General features: G+C 52.8%; 16 protein-coding genes. 10 read left to right on the plus strand and 6 right to left on the minus strand.

Features of this window, described 5'->3' with window-relative positions; genetic code table 11:
- The first annotated feature begins 140 nt into the window (after positions 1-140).
- Entirely contained in the window at positions 141-1,106 is a 966-nt protein-coding gene (lipA, locus tag QQZ17_RS25715; RefSeq protein WP_042320707.1) for a lipoyl synthase, read from the plus strand.
- A gap of 97 nt (positions 1,107-1,203) precedes the next feature.
- Here lipA and tatE read toward each other — a convergent pair whose 3' ends face one another.
- Together tatE and QQZ17_RS25725 are read right to left on the minus strand one after the other, a co-directional pair.
- The gene (gene tatE, locus QQZ17_RS25720) at positions 1,204-1,407 is read right to left on the minus strand and encodes a twin-arginine translocase subunit TatE (protein ID WP_152405505.1); all 204 of its coding nucleotides are present in this window, start codon (positions 1,405-1,407) and stop codon (positions 1,204-1,206) included.
- A 129-nt stretch (positions 1,408-1,536) separates the two neighbouring features.
- Entirely contained in the window at positions 1,537-2,325 is a 789-nt protein-coding gene (locus tag QQZ17_RS25725) for a deaminated glutathione amidase (protein WP_152405506.1), read from the minus strand.
- 91 nt (positions 2,326-2,416) lie between these two features.
- Between QQZ17_RS25725 and crcB the strand changes: the two genes are divergently transcribed.
- The gene (gene crcB, locus QQZ17_RS25730) at positions 2,417-2,800 is read left to right on the plus strand and encodes a fluoride efflux transporter CrcB (RefSeq protein ID WP_152405507.1); all 384 of its coding nucleotides are present in this window, start codon (positions 2,417-2,419) and stop codon (positions 2,798-2,800) included.
- Positions 2,801-2,853: 53 nt separating this feature from the next.
- On the opposite strand, the gene cspE is transcribed toward crcB, so the two are convergent.
- Positions 2,854-3,063 carry a transcription antiterminator/RNA stability regulator CspE gene (cspE, locus tag QQZ17_RS25735; protein WP_000034826.1) on the minus strand — a complete coding sequence of 70 codons (210 nt, stop codon included), beginning with the start codon at positions 3,061-3,063 and terminating at the stop codon, positions 2,854-2,856.
- 173 nt (positions 3,064-3,236) lie between these two features.
- Entirely contained in the window at positions 3,237-3,815 is a 579-nt protein-coding gene (pagP, locus tag QQZ17_RS25740) for a lipid IV(A) palmitoyltransferase PagP (protein WP_152405508.1), read from the minus strand.
- A 443-nt stretch (positions 3,816-4,258) separates the two neighbouring features.
- Here pagP and dcuC point away from each other — a divergent pair, with 443 nt between their 5' ends.
- Positions 4,259-5,644 (plus strand): anaerobic C4-dicarboxylate transporter DcuC, encoded by a 1,386-nt coding sequence (dcuC, locus tag QQZ17_RS25745; RefSeq protein WP_152405509.1) that lies wholly within the window; start codon positions 4,259-4,261, stop codon positions 5,642-5,644.
- A 54-nt stretch (positions 5,645-5,698) separates the two neighbouring features.
- Here dcuC and dpiA read toward each other — a convergent pair whose 3' ends face one another.
- Together dpiA and dpiB are read right to left on the minus strand one after the other, a co-directional pair.
- Positions 5,699-6,376 carry a two-component response regulator DpiA gene (dpiA, locus tag QQZ17_RS25750; protein ID WP_042320718.1) on the minus strand — a complete coding sequence of 226 codons (678 nt, stop codon included), beginning with the start codon at positions 6,374-6,376 and terminating at the stop codon, positions 5,699-5,701.
- Positions 6,345-8,006, minus strand: coding sequence for a sensor histidine kinase DpiB (gene dpiB, locus QQZ17_RS25755; protein WP_152405510.1), 1,662 nt, complete (start codon positions 8,004-8,006; stop codon positions 6,345-6,347). Before dpiB ends, dpiA begins: the two co-directional genes overlap by 32 nt.
- 389 nt (positions 8,007-8,395) lie before the next feature.
- Between dpiB and citC the strand changes: the two genes are divergently transcribed.
- Genes citC through citT form a run of 7 tightly spaced genes read left to right on the plus strand, consistent with a single transcriptional unit; the run spans position 8,396 to position 15,137 of the window.
- A complete protein-coding gene (gene citC, locus QQZ17_RS25760; protein WP_152405511.1) occupies positions 8,396-9,472 on the plus strand; it encodes a [citrate (pro-3S)-lyase] ligase in 1,077 nt (358 codons plus the stop codon).
- On the plus strand, positions 9,469-9,765 hold the full coding sequence (citD, locus tag QQZ17_RS25765; protein WP_152405512.1) for a citrate lyase acyl carrier protein: 297 nt from the start codon (positions 9,469-9,471) through the stop codon (positions 9,763-9,765). The genes citC and citD overlap by 4 nt, the downstream gene beginning before the upstream one ends.
- Positions 9,762-10,670: a citrate (pro-3S)-lyase subunit beta gene (citE, locus tag QQZ17_RS25770; protein ID WP_046477264.1), complete on the plus strand. Its 909-nt coding sequence runs from the start codon at positions 9,762-9,764 to the stop codon at positions 10,668-10,670. Before citD ends, citE begins: the two co-directional genes overlap by 4 nt.
- A gap of 10 nt (positions 10,671-10,680) precedes the next feature.
- Positions 10,681-12,213, plus strand: coding sequence for a citrate lyase subunit alpha (citF, locus tag QQZ17_RS25775; RefSeq protein WP_152405513.1), 1,533 nt, complete (start codon positions 10,681-10,683; stop codon positions 12,211-12,213).
- Between the two features lie 3 nt (positions 12,214-12,216).
- Positions 12,217-12,768 (plus strand): citrate lyase holo-[acyl-carrier protein] synthase, encoded by a 552-nt coding sequence (gene citX, locus QQZ17_RS25780; protein WP_152405514.1) that lies wholly within the window; start codon positions 12,217-12,219, stop codon positions 12,766-12,768.
- Positions 12,740-13,648 (plus strand): triphosphoribosyl-dephospho-CoA synthase CitG, encoded by a 909-nt coding sequence (gene citG, locus QQZ17_RS25785; protein WP_152405515.1) that lies wholly within the window; start codon positions 12,740-12,742, stop codon positions 13,646-13,648. The genes citX and citG overlap by 29 nt, the downstream gene beginning before the upstream one ends.
- 25 nt (positions 13,649-13,673) lie before the next feature.
- A complete protein-coding gene (gene citT / locus QQZ17_RS25790; protein WP_152405516.1) occupies positions 13,674-15,137 on the plus strand; it encodes a citrate/succinate antiporter CitT in 1,464 nt (487 codons plus the stop codon).
- Positions 15,138-15,246 lie beyond the last annotated feature (109 nt).

Raw genomic sequence — 15,246 nt, forward strand, 5'->3', positions numbered from 1 at the left:
TTTTGCCGGCCACTCAGGCTGCTTTAAGACCCGTTTCAATGATATACTGCGTGTCGTTAATTCAAAAATAGTTGATAAATACAACATTCCCTTGAATTGAAACGCTTTCCCTCGTTATTCGCAACTGGAACATGCACGCTATGAGTAAACCCATTGTGATGGAACGCGGTGTTAAATACCGCGATGCCGATAAGATGGCCCTTATCCCGGTCAAAAATGTGGCTACAGAGCGCGAAGCCCTGCTCCGCAAGCCGGAATGGATGAAAATTAAGCTTCCAGCAGACTCCACTCGTATCCAGGGTATCAAAGCGGCAATGCGTAAGAATGGCCTGCATTCTGTTTGTGAAGAAGCCTCTTGCCCAAACCTTGCGGAGTGTTTCAACCACGGTACCGCCACATTTATGATCCTCGGCGCCATTTGTACCCGTCGTTGCCCGTTCTGCGATGTGGCCCATGGCCGCCCTGTGGCACCGGACGCCAACGAACCGGTTAAGCTGGCGCAAACTATTGCCGATATGGCCCTGCGCTATGTGGTGATCACCTCCGTTGACCGTGATGACCTGCGTGATGGTGGCGCTCAGCACTTTGCCGATTGCATTACCGCTATTCGTGAGAAAAGCCCAACGATTAAGATTGAAACGCTGGTGCCCGACTTCCGTGGCCGTATGGATCGCGCTCTGGAAATTCTGACCGCCACTCCGCCGGACGTTTTCAACCATAACCTTGAAAACGTACCGCGCATTTATCGTCAGGTGCGCCCGGGTGCAGACTATAACTGGTCACTCAAATTACTGGAACGCTTTAAAGAAGCGCATCCGGAGATCCCAACCAAATCTGGTCTGATGGTTGGTCTTGGCGAGACGAATGCCGAAATCATTGAAGTCATGCGTGATTTGCGTCGTCACGGCGTGACCATGTTGACGCTGGGCCAGTATTTGCAGCCAAGTCGTCACCACCTGCCGGTTCAACGCTATGTCAGCCCGGACGAATTTGAAGAGATGAAAGCGGAAGCGATGGCGATGGGCTTTACCCATGCTGCCTGCGGACCGTTCGTCCGTTCGTCTTACCACGCTGACCTGCAGGCAAAAGGGATGGAAGTGAAGTAATTTCGAAATAAATACTTACATTTCGCCCATAAAAAACCCGCTTAATCGCGGGTTTTTTCACGTCAGAGTAAGACGGATGAGCCTTTAACTCCGGGTATTACTCTTTATGAGAGAGTTTTTCAGCCTGAATGTTGCCGTCTGCGTCTTTTTTCGCGCCCGCATCTTCATCATTCATCGCTTTTTTGAAACCCTTAATCGCCGTGCCCAGGTCTCCACCCAGTGTACGTAACTTCTTGGTACCAAACAGCAGAACGACCAGTGCAGCCACCACCAGCAGTTTGGTAATACTAATCTCACCCATAGATACCTTCTTAACTTAAAACAGGCGGCGTAGCGCGCCCTTAGTAACCTGAGAATATTAACGGTCATTTGACGCGCGCACACAATAGCAATCTGTAACAAGGTGAATCAAGCAGTGTTTAAAAAAACGTCATAATAATTGCGGTGGCACAAATCTGCGGTTACGTAATACCGGTAACTGTGCCCGCACCTGGCGGATCCGCTGTGCGGAAATCTCCGCCATAACAAGCGTCGGAACTTCTGCCGCAGCCGCAATTGTCACGCCAAAGGGGTCGATGATACGACTCTGACCAATGTTTTTGTTACCGCACTCCCCTGCGGCAATCATATAACAGGTGGTATCAAGAGCGCGGGCCGCCAACAGTGTTGACCAGTGGTGTTCCTTCAGCGCCCCTTTGACCCAGGCTGCCGGCAACACCAGGACTTCCGCGCCCTGCAACGCAAGCGCCATCGACAATTCGGGAAAGCGCAGGTCATAGCAGGTCATCAACCCTACCCTGAGCCCCTCAACGTCAAGCAGTGGCGCGATGGCGTTGCCAGCGTCAACGTTACGGGACTCCTGAATGGAGAAGGCATCATAAAGATGCAGCTTGCCGTAGCTTGCCACGATTTTCCCCCCGCGCAGTGCCACCAGCGTGTTCACCGCACGACCGGGTCGCGAAGGGACATGAAGTGTGAGAATGGTGGTCATCGTATTCGATGCGCTTTCCCGCAGCAGCTGTTTCAGGAAATCCCCCTCTAAATGCTGGGCGGATTTCACCGACAGGTCGGGATCCGAATCGTCTCGCGCCAGCAATGCCTCCGGCAGAACCAGCAACGATGCGCCGTTTTCCGCCGCCTGCGACATGAGTGCGACGCAGGTATCTGCATTCTTTTCCCACACAGGACTGACGGCAAATTGCCCAGCAGCAACTAACATAACTCCTCCGGTCAGGTTTATCACACTCGCCAACAATGATTATTCGGCGTTACACTTATCTTATATACCAACCAAATAGCAGGATTATGCAGTGTTACAACTTCTTTTAGCGGTTTTTATTGGCGGTGGCACAGGAAGTGTAGCGAGATGGATGCTCAGTATGCGGTTTAACCCTATGCATCAGGCGATTCCGATGGGAACCCTGACCGCAAATTTACTTGGCGCGTTCATCATTGGTATGGGTCTGGCATGGTTTAGTCGCATGACCAACATCGATCCCATGTGGAAGGTGCTGATCACAACCGGCTTTTGTGGCGGCCTGACGACATTCTCTACCTTTTCGGCGGAAGTGGTCTTTCTGCTTCAGGAAGGACGACTGGGCTGGGCAATGCTAAATGTGTTGGCCAACCTGTTGGGATCCTTTGCGATGACGGCGTTGGCGTTCTGGCTGTTTTCCGCCTCCAGCGCGCACTAGAGACCAAAAAAAACCCGCTAATAAGCGGGTTTTGAAATCTTGCTGACGTAAGCTTACAGAGCAGTTACGTTTGCAGCAGAAGGGCCTTTGGCACCGTTAGTGATTTCGAACTCTACACGCTGACCTTCAGCCAGAGTTTTAAAACCATTGGTCTGGATTGCAGAGAAGTGTACGAACACATCTTTGCTGCCATCTTCCGGAGTAATGAAACCGAATCCTTTGGACTCATTAAACCACTTAACGTTACCTTTAATCTTAGACATCAAAATTACCTTTACATGAAAAATAGACACAAATGCTGTGTCGGGTACCAGTACACCAATTGTGGTTCACTTTGTCCAGTCGAACTTTGGCAAAAAGTGATAAAAGTCGCGTTATTTTTTAGCATAAGCTTATAACGCTATGTTTTATATTACGTTTATTGCCATTCATTGGTTCAGAACTGAAAACGCATCCACGCAAAGTAGACGTTACCGTTGTTATAGGTACCAGGGATATAGGTCATCTGAAACGTCGCAGGACCGTAGCCAATGGAAGCTAACGGCAGCAGGACCGGAAGAGGAATGTAGTTCCAGTTGTCACGTGCCGTCACCCCGGCGGTAAAACCGAGTCCCAAATGGAAATTGTCATCCGGCAGAGGTCGCCAGGTACTCTCCCAGCCATAACCGCCAATCGGTTCCCATTTATTCCAGGAATCTTTGAAGGCCATAATGTACAGGCCGTGCCAGTTTCCCTTTTCATCCCAGCGCGACTGACCAAAACCGCCGCCCCACGGACGCTCGTTATAGCGGTCCGTTTTTTCCTTATCATAGGCAAAACGCGCGTGCCACGTAATAGCGGGAATATACAAATCATAATGCTCAGGCTGCTGCCAGGTTTCGGCAACATTGTCGGTAAAGGTATTAAACCACCCTTTTTCTTCCGCCACCGCCTGCGGCAGCATCGCTAACTGAATAAAAAGAAATGAAAAAAAGAGAAAATATTTTTTAGCTGCGCTCACAACATTTATTACCATTCTTAAGTTCAGTCTTTATTGTATCAAAAATAACTTGAATGAAACCTTAACAGCGGTAGCACTGACATGAATCAGATTGTTCTAAGATTTTGAATTCATCAATTAAACCACGTTCTTTGTAATGTTATTTATCGCTGAATTATCAGTCAGATATTGTCTGACTTTAACACAATTGCGGTAAAAACACTCTTCAACCCTTATCAATTAACAATGATAAAACAAAAACAAAACAAATCACAAACAACCAGGCATTTTCCGGAAAACAGGAAAATAAAATATTCCGTCTTCATCACCCTAACGTAAAAATAGCCGCTTACCGACAGTTAATCGTTCTGTTTATTGATTTTAATCAGCAAGTAGCACGCACTTATTCGGCACATTTTCACACCAACAATTGGCATTTTCTTAATTTTACTTCTGGTGTCCACGCGACAGGGGAAACAATGTTGACTTTTATCGAACTCCTTATTGGAGTTGTGGTTATTGTGGGTGTAGCGCGCTACATCATTAAAGGGTATTCGGCTACCGGCGTGCTCTTTGTTGGCGGTCTGGCGCTGCTGATTATCAGCGCCCTGATGGGCCATAAAGTGCTGCCCTCCAGCGAAACGTCTACGGGCTATTCCGCAACGGATATCGTTGAGTACGTCAAAATCCTGCTGATGAGCCGTGGTGGCGATCTCGGTATGATGATCATGATGCTCTGCGGTTTTGCCGCCTACATGACCCACATCGGCGCGAACGATATGGTCGTGAAACTGGCTTCTAAGCCGTTGCAGTACATCAATTCACCTTATCTGCTAATGATTGCCGCCTATTTTGTCGCCTGTCTGATGTCCCTGGCTGTCTCTTCCGCCACCGGGCTCGGCGTGTTGTTGATGGCAACGCTTTTCCCGATCATGGTTAACGTGGGAATTAGCCGGGGGGCCGCTGCGGCCATCTGTGCCTCGCCTGCGGCGATTATCCTTTCCCCCACCTCCGGTGATGTGGTGCTGGCTGCAAAAGCGGCCGAAATGCCGCTGATCGATTTTGCCTTTAAAACCACGCTGCCGATTTCCATTGCGGCGATTATCGGGATGGCGATTGCGCACTATTTCTGGCAGCGCTATCTGGATAAAAAAGAGAATGCTGCCCATGAAATGCTCGACGTGAATGAAATCACCACCACGGCACCGGCGTTCTACGCCATTCTGCCGTTTACGCCGATTATCGGGGTGCTGATTTTTGACGGCAAGTGGGGGCCACAACTGCACATCATTACGATTCTGGTGCTCTGCATGCTTATCGCTGCGGTACTGGAATTCGTCCGGGGTTTCAACACTCAGAAAGTGTATTCAGGACTCGAAGTGGCGTATCGCGGCATGGCCGACGCTTTTGCAAACGTGGTAATGCTGTTAGTCGCGGCAGGCGTGTTCGCGCAGGGTCTGAGCACGATTGGCTTCATCCAGAGTCTGATCTCCATCGCCACCTCATTTGGATCGGCGAGCATCATCCTGATGCTGGTACTGGTGATTCTGACTATGCTGGCAGCAATGACTACCGGCTCCGGTAACGCGCCGTTCTATGCCTTCGTTGAAATGATTCCTAAGCTGGCGCAATCATCGGGCATCAACCCGGCGTACCTGTCGATTCCAATGCTGCAGGCGTCCAACCTGGGCCGTACGATCTCCCCGGTCTCCGGCGTGGTCGTGGCGGTGGCGGGGATGGCAAAAATCTCGCCGTTCGAAGTGGTAAAACGCACATCCGTACCGGTCATGGTCGGGCTGTTGATCGTTATCATCGCGACTGAAGTGATGGTTCCAGGTTCATCTTCCGCGGTGACGGGAGGCTGATTCAGGGCCAATGCCGGATGGTGGCGCTGTGCGTCTCATCCGGCCAAACCGTCATTAACCGTGGTAAATACGCTGTGGTCTCCCCACTTTACCATGCACAATTTCCGCAATAATCAGATGCCGACTGGCGCAGTATTCGAGATACCGTCTGGCGGTCGTACGGCTGATGGTCAGCGCCTGCGCGACGGTTTCAGCAGTGTGCTGTACCTGCGGGTCAGCAAACAGCTTTTTAACCGCATTGAGCGTTAAGGCATCAATACCGGTGGGTAATTCATCTTTCGGCTCACCTCGCGCGTAGGCATTAAACATCTCATCAATTTGTCGCTGGCTGGCACTGTCGTTTTCTGCCAGCATCCGTCTACGCTGTTGATAACGGGTGAGCGTCTGTCCCAGGCGCTCATAAGCGATAGGTTTGATCAGATAATCAAACGCCCCGCTGCGCACGGCGTCCGCCACCGTTTCCATATCGCTGGCTGCGGTGGTAAAGACCACCCCGCCGGGATAATGCGACGCCGTCAACTCATGCAGCAGCGAGATCCCCTTCCCGTCCGGAAGGTAGTTATCCAGCAAAATGAGACCCGGTTTGAACCGTTCAATCATCATTCTTGCCTGCGCCAGATTACCGGCTAACCAGATCTGATGAAAACCAGGAATATGGCGAATGTACTCGGCATGCATCTCAGCAAGCAACATTTCATCTTCAACGATTAATAGGGTTAATGGTTCCGTCATTGTTCTTTTTCACTTTCGGAATAAAAAGAGAGAATAAGGTGCCGCAGGGATTATTATCTTCCAGAGTAATCATTCCGCCACAGCGCCCCACATAACTTGCAATCAAATACAGTCCGATGCCGTGCTCACCTGGCTCATCGGAACGGGTGCTCACACCTTGTTCGAATATTTTTTCGCGCAATGCTTCAGGGACACCGCATCCCTGGTCGGCAACTTCGATCACCACATCATCGCCTTCATCGCTCAGGTACAGTTCCACAACCTTATTCCCTTGCTCGGTACGCAAGCTGGCTTCAAACGCGTTATCGAGAAGATTCCCGACAATCGCCGCAAACTCGGTACTGTCCAGCCCTTCCGGCAGTTGCTGAAGCTGGCTTCCGGGAACGATCGTCATTTTGAGACCCAGTTCGCGCGCGCGCTGAACCTTACCAAACAGCAGACCCGCCACCTGGCGATCGGCAAACGCCTCGCGCAGGCTGTCGATCAGCTGCTGCTGTGCCTGCGACTCCCCCTGTACCATCTCCCTGACCCGATCGTATTCTTTCATTTGCAGCAGGCCATTGAGCGTTGACATCCAGTTCAGATGTTCATGTCGTAACGTTCTGAGGCTCTCCACATATTGCCTAATCTGTGTCAGTTGCGCGTTCAGGGTGGCGATTTCGTCTTTGCTGCGGAAACTGATGATCGCCCCCAGCAGTTCATTGCCTGAACGGATCGCCTCGCGGTTGGCGATAACGCTCAGGCCATTGAAGTTCACCATTGCGTCCACACGCCTTTCAGCAATCTGTTCGGTAAAGAAATCCGACGGGCTCACCACTTCATGAATCGGTTTACCCAACCATTGTCGGCCCGGCGAACGCAGACCGAGCATCTTTCTCGCACTGCGGTTAATGGCCGTAATATAGCCGTCCGGATCGACAGCTATCAGCCCTTCATATACTGAGCTGAACAACGCTTCCTGCTGACGAACCACCCGGGCAATTTGCTTGGGTTCCATCCCCATCATCTGGCGACGGATGTGGGCGGCAAAAAACCAGGAGAGTAGCATCAGAACCACCAACAGCAGAACAAACACGCCAGCCATCGGCAGAATGAAGTCCAGCCGCCAGCTGTCAATTTTGCTGATCAGATAGCCAATGGAGACCACGCCGATGATGTTACCGTCATCATCAAAGATGGGCGTTTTTGCCCGCATCGCCAGCCCAATCGACCCCGTCCCGGTAATGAAATAACTCTCCCCTCTCTCCAGCGCGCCCGGTTTAGTGAACTGCATCGGGTAACCGATTTTCTCCGGATTAGGGTGATAAAGTCGAATAGAGTGACTATCGCCAATCACCACATAATCAAAATCGGTATCGCTCTGCAGTTTACCGGCAATGGTTGCCAGCCGTTGGTAATCGCGTGCCTTCACTGCCGCAATGACGCTGTCGTTGGCGGCAATAATCTTCGCCTGGTTCATCGCCATATCGCGGACATGTGTACTCAAATAATCCTCAAAACTGGCGGAAAAATACTGTGCCAGTGCGGCAATAATGAACACTGAGAAAACGAGAATAAGCAGAAAAATGCGTAACGGAAATGCCAGTCGGCGAAAAAAAGAAAACGGCTTTTTATTTTTTTGAACCAACATGACTGTTCCTTAATGGGCATTATTCGGTATAGTTAGCCAGCAAATGTAATAAAAATGTTCTATCCAAACACAGAAATAATAAAGACGATCGTTACAGATTCACCACATTAAATCAATTAAGTCATTTAACTCCACGTCACAATCTGCAATAAGAATAATTAAAAAACTTAAAACCATTAAACTCATAAAAACCATCTAAGCCTTTGTGAAATAAATCAAAATTTATCTCCGAAATACTCCTTACGATGTATGCATTCGGGAAAAAAAGAAATAGACCTTTGCAAAATCGTCTTTTTCCCGGAATGAAAACAAAACGTTATCAAATAGTATTCTCATACAACATACGCACAATACTGGCAACAACAATATATCTTCAGGACTCATCCACTATGTTTGGTAATAATGTGTTCACGCGCGTCAAACGCTCAGAAAATATAAAAATGGCGGCGATCACGCAATTCCTGAAAGAAAATGATCTGAGCGTCGATACCACCGTTGAGGTTTTTATTACCGTTACCCGCGACGAAAAACTCATCGCCTGCGGCGGTATTGCCGGAAATATCATTAAGTGCGTTGCCATTAGCGAATCGGTACGCGGTGAAGGTTTAGCGCTCACGCTGGCGACAGAACTCATCAATCTCGCCTACGAAAGACACTGCACGCATCTCTTCATTTATACCAAAACAGAGTACGAAACGTTGTTCAGGCAGTGCGGATTTTCCACCCTCACCAGCGTTCCCGGCATCATGGTGCTGATGGAAAACAGCACCACGCGTCTGAAACGCTACGCGGAGTCGTTGAGCAAACTGCGTCATGACGGAAAGAAAATCGGTTGTATCGTGATGAATGCCAACCCGTTCACCAATGGTCACCGCTATTTGATCAAACAGGCAGCGGCGCAGTGTGACTGGCTTCATCTGTTTCTGGTGAAAGAAGATACCTCGCGTTTCCCGTATGAGGACCGACTCGATCTGGTGCTTAAAGGCACGTCGGATATTGCGCATCTCACCGTCCATCGCGGTTCGGAATACATCATTTCGCGTGCCACATTCCCGTGCTACTTCATCAAAGAACAGAGCGTCATCAACCATTGCTACACCGAAATTGATTTAAAAATTTTCCGTCAGTATCTGGCACCCGCGCTGGGGATCACCCATCGCTTCGTCGGTACGGAACCGTTTTGCGGCGTAACCGCCCAGTATAACCACGATATGCGTTTCTGGCTGGAAACGCCGACCCTCCCCGCCCCGCCCATTGAACTGGTGGAAATAGAGCGACTGTGTTTCCAGGAGACGCCGATCTCCGCCTCTCTGGTGCGCAAACTGCTCGTGAAAAAAGATCTCACGGCTATCGCGTCGCTGGTGCCTTCAGCCACTTTGCAGTACCTGCAAAGCATGCCTGAACGCGCGCCCGCTCCCGCGACAGTCCGCCAAAAGACCCCCGCATTAGTAACAGGTGAAAAATGAAAATAAATCAGGCTGCCGTCGCAGGCACACTTGAGTCCGGTGATGTGATGATACGCATCGCCCCTCTCGATACGCAGGATATTGATCTGCAGATCAACAGCAGCGTTGAGAAACAGTTTGGCGAGGCCATTCGCGCCACCATTCTGGATGTTCTGGCGCAGTATGACGTGCGCGGCGTGCAATTGAATGTCGATGATAAAGGCGCGCTGGACTGCATTTTACGTGCACGACTGGAAGCATTACTGGCACGCGCCAGCGGCATCCCGGCCCTGCCCTGGGAGGATCGCCAATGATTTCCGCTTCTTTACAACAGCGCAAAACGCGCACTCGCCGCAGCATGCTGTTTGTTCCCGGCGCCAATGCCGCAATGGTCAGCAACTCTTTCATCTATCCGGCAGATGCCCTGATGTTTGACCTGGAAGACTCCGTCGCACTGCGTGAAAAAGACACCGCGCGTCGCCTGGTCTACCACGCGCTGCAGCATCCGCTCTACCACGACGTCGAAACCATTGTGCGCGTAAATGCGCTGGATTCCGAATGGGGGATCAACGATCTGGAAGCGGTCGTTCGCGGCGGTGCTGACGTGGTTCGGCTGCCGAAAACCGATACCGCTCAGGATGTTATCGATATCGAAAGCGAAATTCTGCGTATTGAAAAAGCCTGCGGTCGCGAGCCAGGCAGTACAGGTCTGCTGGCCGCCATCGAATCGCCGTTAGGTATCACCCGCGCCGTAGAAATTGCCCACGCCTCCGAGCGTCTGATCGGGATCGCGCTGGGAGCGGAAGACTACGTACGCAACCTGCGTACAGAACGTTCACCAGAGGGCACTGAATTACTGTTTGCCCGCTGCTCGATTTTACAGGCCGCACGCTCCGCCGGGATTCAGGCGTTCGATACCGTCTATTCCGATGCCAACAACGAAGCGGGCTTTCTGCATGAAGCGGCCCACATCAAACAGTTGGGCTTTGACGGCAAATCGCTGATCAACCCACGCCAGATTGAACTGCTGCACAACCTGTATGCCCCGACGCAAAAAGAAGTGACGCATGCGCGTCTGGTCGTGGAAGCCGCAGAAGCCGCCGCCCGCGAAGGCCTCGGGGTGGTCTCCCTGAACGGCAAGATGGTCGACAGCCCGGTGATCGAGCGCGCACGTCTGGTGCTCTCCCGCGCAGAACTTTCCGGCATCCGCGAAGAATAAGGCAAAAACAATGACCCAGAAAAACGAACAGTTTCAACGACAGGAACGGGTAGCAGCCTGGAGTCGCCAGGCCGAAAGTGACCTTTCCACCTATACGAGCACCGCGAAACAAGCTCTGCAGGCACAAAAACCGCGTGACCAAAAACTGTGCGCGAGTCTTGAAGAGGCGATCCGCCGTTCCGGTTTACAGGATGGCATGACCATCTCCTTCCACCACGCGTTTCGCGGCGGCGACCTGACCCTCAACCTGGTGATGGCAACCATTGCCAGCATGGGATTTAAAAACCTGACGCTGGCCTCCAGTTCCCTGAGTGACTGCCACGCACCGCTGGTCGACCATATTCGTCACGGCGTCGTCAGCCGCATTTATACTTCCGGTCTGCGCGGACCGCTGGCAGAAGAGATCTCTCGCGGCCTGCTGGCAGAGCCCGTCCAGGTTCACTCCCACGGCGGGCGCGTGCATTTGGTACAAAGCGGCGAACTCAGCATTGACGTGGCCTTCCTCGGCGTCCCGTCATGCGATCCTTTCGGTAACGCCAACGGCTATACCGGTAAAGCGTGCTGCGGCTCACTCGGCTATGCCCGCGTTGACGCGGAAAGCGCCAACCAGGTGGTGCTACTGACGGAGCAACTGCTGCCTTATCCACACAACCCGGCCAGCATCACCCAGGATCAGGTTGATCTGATAGTGCAAATAGACCAGGTCGGTGATGCCGATAAAATCGGGGCCGACGCCACCCGAATGACCACTAACCCGCGTGAACTGCTGATTGCCCGCAGCGCGGCCGAGGTCATCGCCCACTCCGGCTATTTCAAAGAAGGCTTTTCACTGCAAACCGGTACCGGCGGTGCCTCGCTGGCGGTCACTCGCTTCCTGGAAGACAAAATGCGCAGCCGCAATATCCGCGCAGATTTCGCCCTGGGCGGCATCACCGCCACTATCGTCGACCTGCATGAAAAAGGTTTGATTCGCAAACTGCTGGACGTACAGAGCTTTGACCGCAGCGCCGCTGAATCTCTGGCGCGCAACCCGAATCACATCGAAATCAGTGCAAATCAGTATGCCAACTGGGGTTCAAAAGGGGCCTCCGTTGACCGTCTGGACGTGGTCGTGCTGAGTGCGCTTGAAGTCGACACCCAGTTTAACGTCAACGTGCTGACCGGTTCTGACGGCGTCATTCGCGGCGCGTCCGGCGGTCACTGCGATACCGCCGTCGCCGCTGCGCTGTCAATCATCGTCGCGCCGCTGGTACGTGGCCGTATTCCGACGCTGGTAGATAACGTGCTGACCTGCGTCACACCGGGTTCCAGCGTCGATATTCTGGTTACCGATCATGGTATTGCGGTTAACCCGGCGCGTCCGGAACTGGCAGAACGCCTGAAAGACGCGGGGATGAAGGTCGTCTCGATTGAGTGGTTACGCGAACGTGCACAGCAACTCACTGGCGAACCTCGTCCAATCGAATTCACCGACCGCGTGATTGCCGTAGTGCGCTATCGCGATGGTTCAGTGATCGACGTTGTTCATCAGGTGAAGGAATAAGCCATGCACCTGCTCCCTGAACAGGCCACCCGCCACGCAGTTTCAATTCCCGAGCTACTCGTCAGTCGGGATGAGCGACAGGCACGGCAACACGTCTGGCTGGCGCGCCATCCTATTCCACTGGTCTCCTTTACCGTGGTAGCGCCTGGCCCGATTAAAGACAGCGAGCTCACCCGTCGCCTCTTTAATCATGGCGTGACCGCCCTGCGTACGCTGGCGGCGCAGGCGGACTGGCCTATCAGGGAGCAGGCTGCACTGGCCTCAGCCAGCGGGCCAGAAGGCATGCTCTCGATTGAGGCACCGGCCCGTGACATCAAGCTCGCAACCATTGAGCTCGAACAGACTCATCCTCTGGGACGTTTGTGGGACATCGATGTGCTCACTCCCGGAGGCGAAATTCTCTCCCGCCGCCATTTCGCGCTTCCCCCTCGCCGCTGTCTGCTGTGCGAACAGAACGCGGCGGAATGCGCGCGTGGGAAAACCCATACGCTCTCCTTTCTGATCAACCACATGGAGGCGCTACTGCATGCTGCCGATTCCCGATATGCCCGTTGAAACCACCGCCCTTCCCCACACGCTGGTTGACGCGTACGGCCATCTGGCGTGGCGCGCAATGCTGACGGAAGTCAACCTGACGCCAAAACCCGGGCTGGTCGATCGTCTGAACTGTGGCGCGCATAAAGACATGTCGTTGACGGATTTTCACCGCAGCGCGCTGGCCATTCAGGCCTGGTTGCCGCGTTTTATTGAATACGGTGCCTGCTGCGCGCAAATGCCAGCCGACGCCGTATTAAACGGCTTACGCCCGTTAGGTATGGCCTGTGAAGCCGACATGTTTCGGGCCACCGCGGGTGTGAACACCCATAAGGGCAGCATTTTTTCTCTCGGCCTGCTGTGTGCCGCCATTGGCCGTCTACATCAGCAACGGCAATCTGTTACACCGGAAACGATCTGCACTACCGCCGCCAGCTTTTGTCGCGGTCTGACCGAGCGCGAACTGCGCAATAACAATCAACAAATCACGGCAGGTCAGCGACTTTATCAGCAACTGGGATTAACCGGCGCACGTGGCGAAGCCGAAGCGGGATATCCATTGGTTATCCGCCATGCGCTTCCACACTATCGCGCCCTGTTAGCTGAGGGGCGCGATCCCGAGCTGGCACTGCTCGACACCTTACTCCTGCTGATTGCGCTCAACGGCGACACCAACGTTGCCTCGCGTGGCGGTGCGGCAGGACTGCGCTGGATACAGCAGCAGGCAAACGCATTGTTACAACAAGGGGGCATCCGAACCCCCGCCGATCTCACTCATCTGCATCAGTTCGACAGCCACTGCATTGAACGCAATCTCAGTCCTGGCGGCAGTGCCGACCTGCTGATCGTAACGTGGTTTTTGGCCCAGATTTCTCAAATTAAACATTTACACAATTATTGAAAAGATCCTTTCCGGAGAATCACTTATGTCTTTATCGAAAGATACTATATGGAAGTTGTTTGCCCCCTTGATAATCATGGGCGTCATGTTTCTTATCCCCGTCCCGGACGGCATGCCCCCTCAGGCATGGCACTACTTCGCCGTTTTCGTGGCGATGATCGTCGGTATGATTCTGGAGCCCATTCCGGCTACCGCAATCAGCTTCATCGCGGTCACCATCTGCGTGATTGGCAGCAACTACCTGTTGTTTGATGCCAAAGAGCTGGCGGATCCGGCATTTGACGCCGGTAAACAAGCGCTGAAATGGGGTCTGGCAGGTTTCTCCAGTACCACCGTCTGGCTGGTGTTCGGCGCGTTCATCTTCGCTCTCGGCTATGAAGTCACCGGTCTTGGCCGTCGTATCGCGCTGTTTCTGGTGAAATTCATGGGTAAACGTACCCTGACGCTGGGCTATGCGATTGTCATCATCGACATTCTGCTGGCGCCGTTTACGCCATCCAACACCGCGCGTACCGGTGGCACCGTGTTCCCGGTAATCAAAAACCTGCCACCGCTGTTTAAATCGTTCCCGAACGATCCGTCCGCACGTCGTATCGGCGGTTACCTGATGTGGATGATGGTCATCAGTACCAGCCTGAGTTCTTCGATGTTCGTCACGGGTGCGGCGCCAAACGTGCTGGGTCTGGAGTTTGTCAACAAAATCGCCGGTGTGCAGATAAGCTGGCTGCAGTGGTTCCTCAGCTTCCTGCCGGTCGGTATCATTTTGCTGATCGTTGCGCCGTGGCTCTCTTACGTTCTCTACAAACCTGAAGTCACACACAGTGCGGAAGTCGCCGCCTGGGCGGGTGATGAACTTAAAACCATGGGCACTCTGACGCGCAAAGAGTGGACGCTGGTCGGTCTGGTTCTGCTGAGCTTAGGCTTGTGGGTCTTCGGCGGCGAAGTGATCGACGCCACCGCCGTCGGTTTGCTCGCCGTTTCTCTGATGCTGGCACTGCACGTGGTGCCGTGGAAAGACATTACCAAATACAACAGCGCCTGGAACACGCTGGTGAACCTTGCCACCCTTGTGGTGATGGCAAGCGGTTTAACCCGTTCCGGGTTCATCGACTGGTTCGCGGGTACCATGAGCACCCATCTGGAAGGTTTCTCGCCTAACGCGACGGTGATTGTGCTGGTGCTGGTGTTCTACTTTGCCCACTACCTGTTTGCCAGCCTGTCGGCGCACACGGCGACAATGCTGCCGGTTATTCTGGCGGTCGGTAAAGGTATCCCGGGCGTGCCGATGGAACATTTGAGTATCCTGCTGGTGCTGTCCATCGGGATTATGGGTTGTCTGACGCCATACGCAACGGGTCCTGGGGTGATCATCTACGGCTGCGGCTATGTGAAATCCAAAGACTACTGGCGTCTTGGCGCCATCTTCGGGGTTATCTACATTGCGATGCTGCTGCTGGTTGGCTGGCCGATTCTGGCGATGTGGAGCTAGTCCTGACGTAAAACGCTGAATGGATCAAGGCCCGCGGGGTAAACACACCTCGCGGGCTTTTTTTATGGTTAAATAGATACTATTCAGATTTTATATAAGTTCAGAACCA

The organism is Citrobacter sp. T1.2D-1, assembly GCF_950098555.1.
GTDB lineage: Bacteria > Pseudomonadota > Gammaproteobacteria > Enterobacterales > Enterobacteriaceae > Citrobacter_A > Citrobacter_A telavivensis.

What these genes read in the sequence shown, in the direction of transcription:
- cspE (WP_000034826.1), bottom strand. Translation starts at nt 3,063, where the DNA reads ATGTCTAAGATTAAAGGTAACGTTAAGTGGTTTAATGAGTCCAAAGGA.
- tatE (WP_152405505.1), bottom strand. Translation starts at nt 1,407, where the DNA reads ATGGGTGAGATTAGTATTACCAAACTGCTGGTGGTGGCTGCACTGGTC.
- citE (WP_046477264.1), top strand. Translation starts at nt 9,762, where the DNA reads ATGATTTCCGCTTCTTTACAACAGCGCAAAACGCGCACTCGCCGCAGC.
- citT (WP_152405516.1), top strand. Translation starts at nt 13,674, where the DNA reads ATGTCTTTATCGAAAGATACTATATGGAAGTTGTTTGCCCCCTTGATA.
- citF (WP_152405513.1), top strand. Translation starts at nt 10,681, where the DNA reads ATGACCCAGAAAAACGAACAGTTTCAACGACAGGAACGGGTAGCAGCC.
- dpiB (WP_152405510.1), bottom strand. Translation starts at nt 8,006, where the DNA reads ATGTTGGTTCAAAAAAATAAAAAGCCGTTTTCTTTTTTTCGCCGACTG.
- lipA (WP_042320707.1), top strand. Translation starts at nt 141, where the DNA reads ATGAGTAAACCCATTGTGATGGAACGCGGTGTTAAATACCGCGATGCC.
- pagP (WP_152405508.1), bottom strand. Translation starts at nt 3,815, where the DNA reads ATGGTAATAAATGTTGTGAGCGCAGCTAAAAAATATTTTCTCTTTTTT.
- citX (WP_152405514.1), top strand. Translation starts at nt 12,217, where the DNA reads ATGCACCTGCTCCCTGAACAGGCCACCCGCCACGCAGTTTCAATTCCC.
- dpiA (WP_042320718.1), bottom strand. Translation starts at nt 6,376, where the DNA reads ATGACGGAACCATTAACCCTATTAATCGTTGAAGATGAAATGTTGCTT.
- citC (WP_152405511.1), top strand. Translation starts at nt 8,396, where the DNA reads ATGTTTGGTAATAATGTGTTCACGCGCGTCAAACGCTCAGAAAATATA.
- citD (WP_152405512.1), top strand. Translation starts at nt 9,469, where the DNA reads ATGAAAATAAATCAGGCTGCCGTCGCAGGCACACTTGAGTCCGGTGAT.
- QQZ17_RS25725 (WP_152405506.1), bottom strand. Translation starts at nt 2,325, where the DNA reads ATGTTAGTTGCTGCTGGGCAATTTGCCGTCAGTCCTGTGTGGGAAAAG.
- dcuC (WP_152405509.1), top strand. Translation starts at nt 4,259, where the DNA reads ATGTTGACTTTTATCGAACTCCTTATTGGAGTTGTGGTTATTGTGGGT.
- citG (WP_152405515.1), top strand. Translation starts at nt 12,740, where the DNA reads ATGCTGCCGATTCCCGATATGCCCGTTGAAACCACCGCCCTTCCCCAC.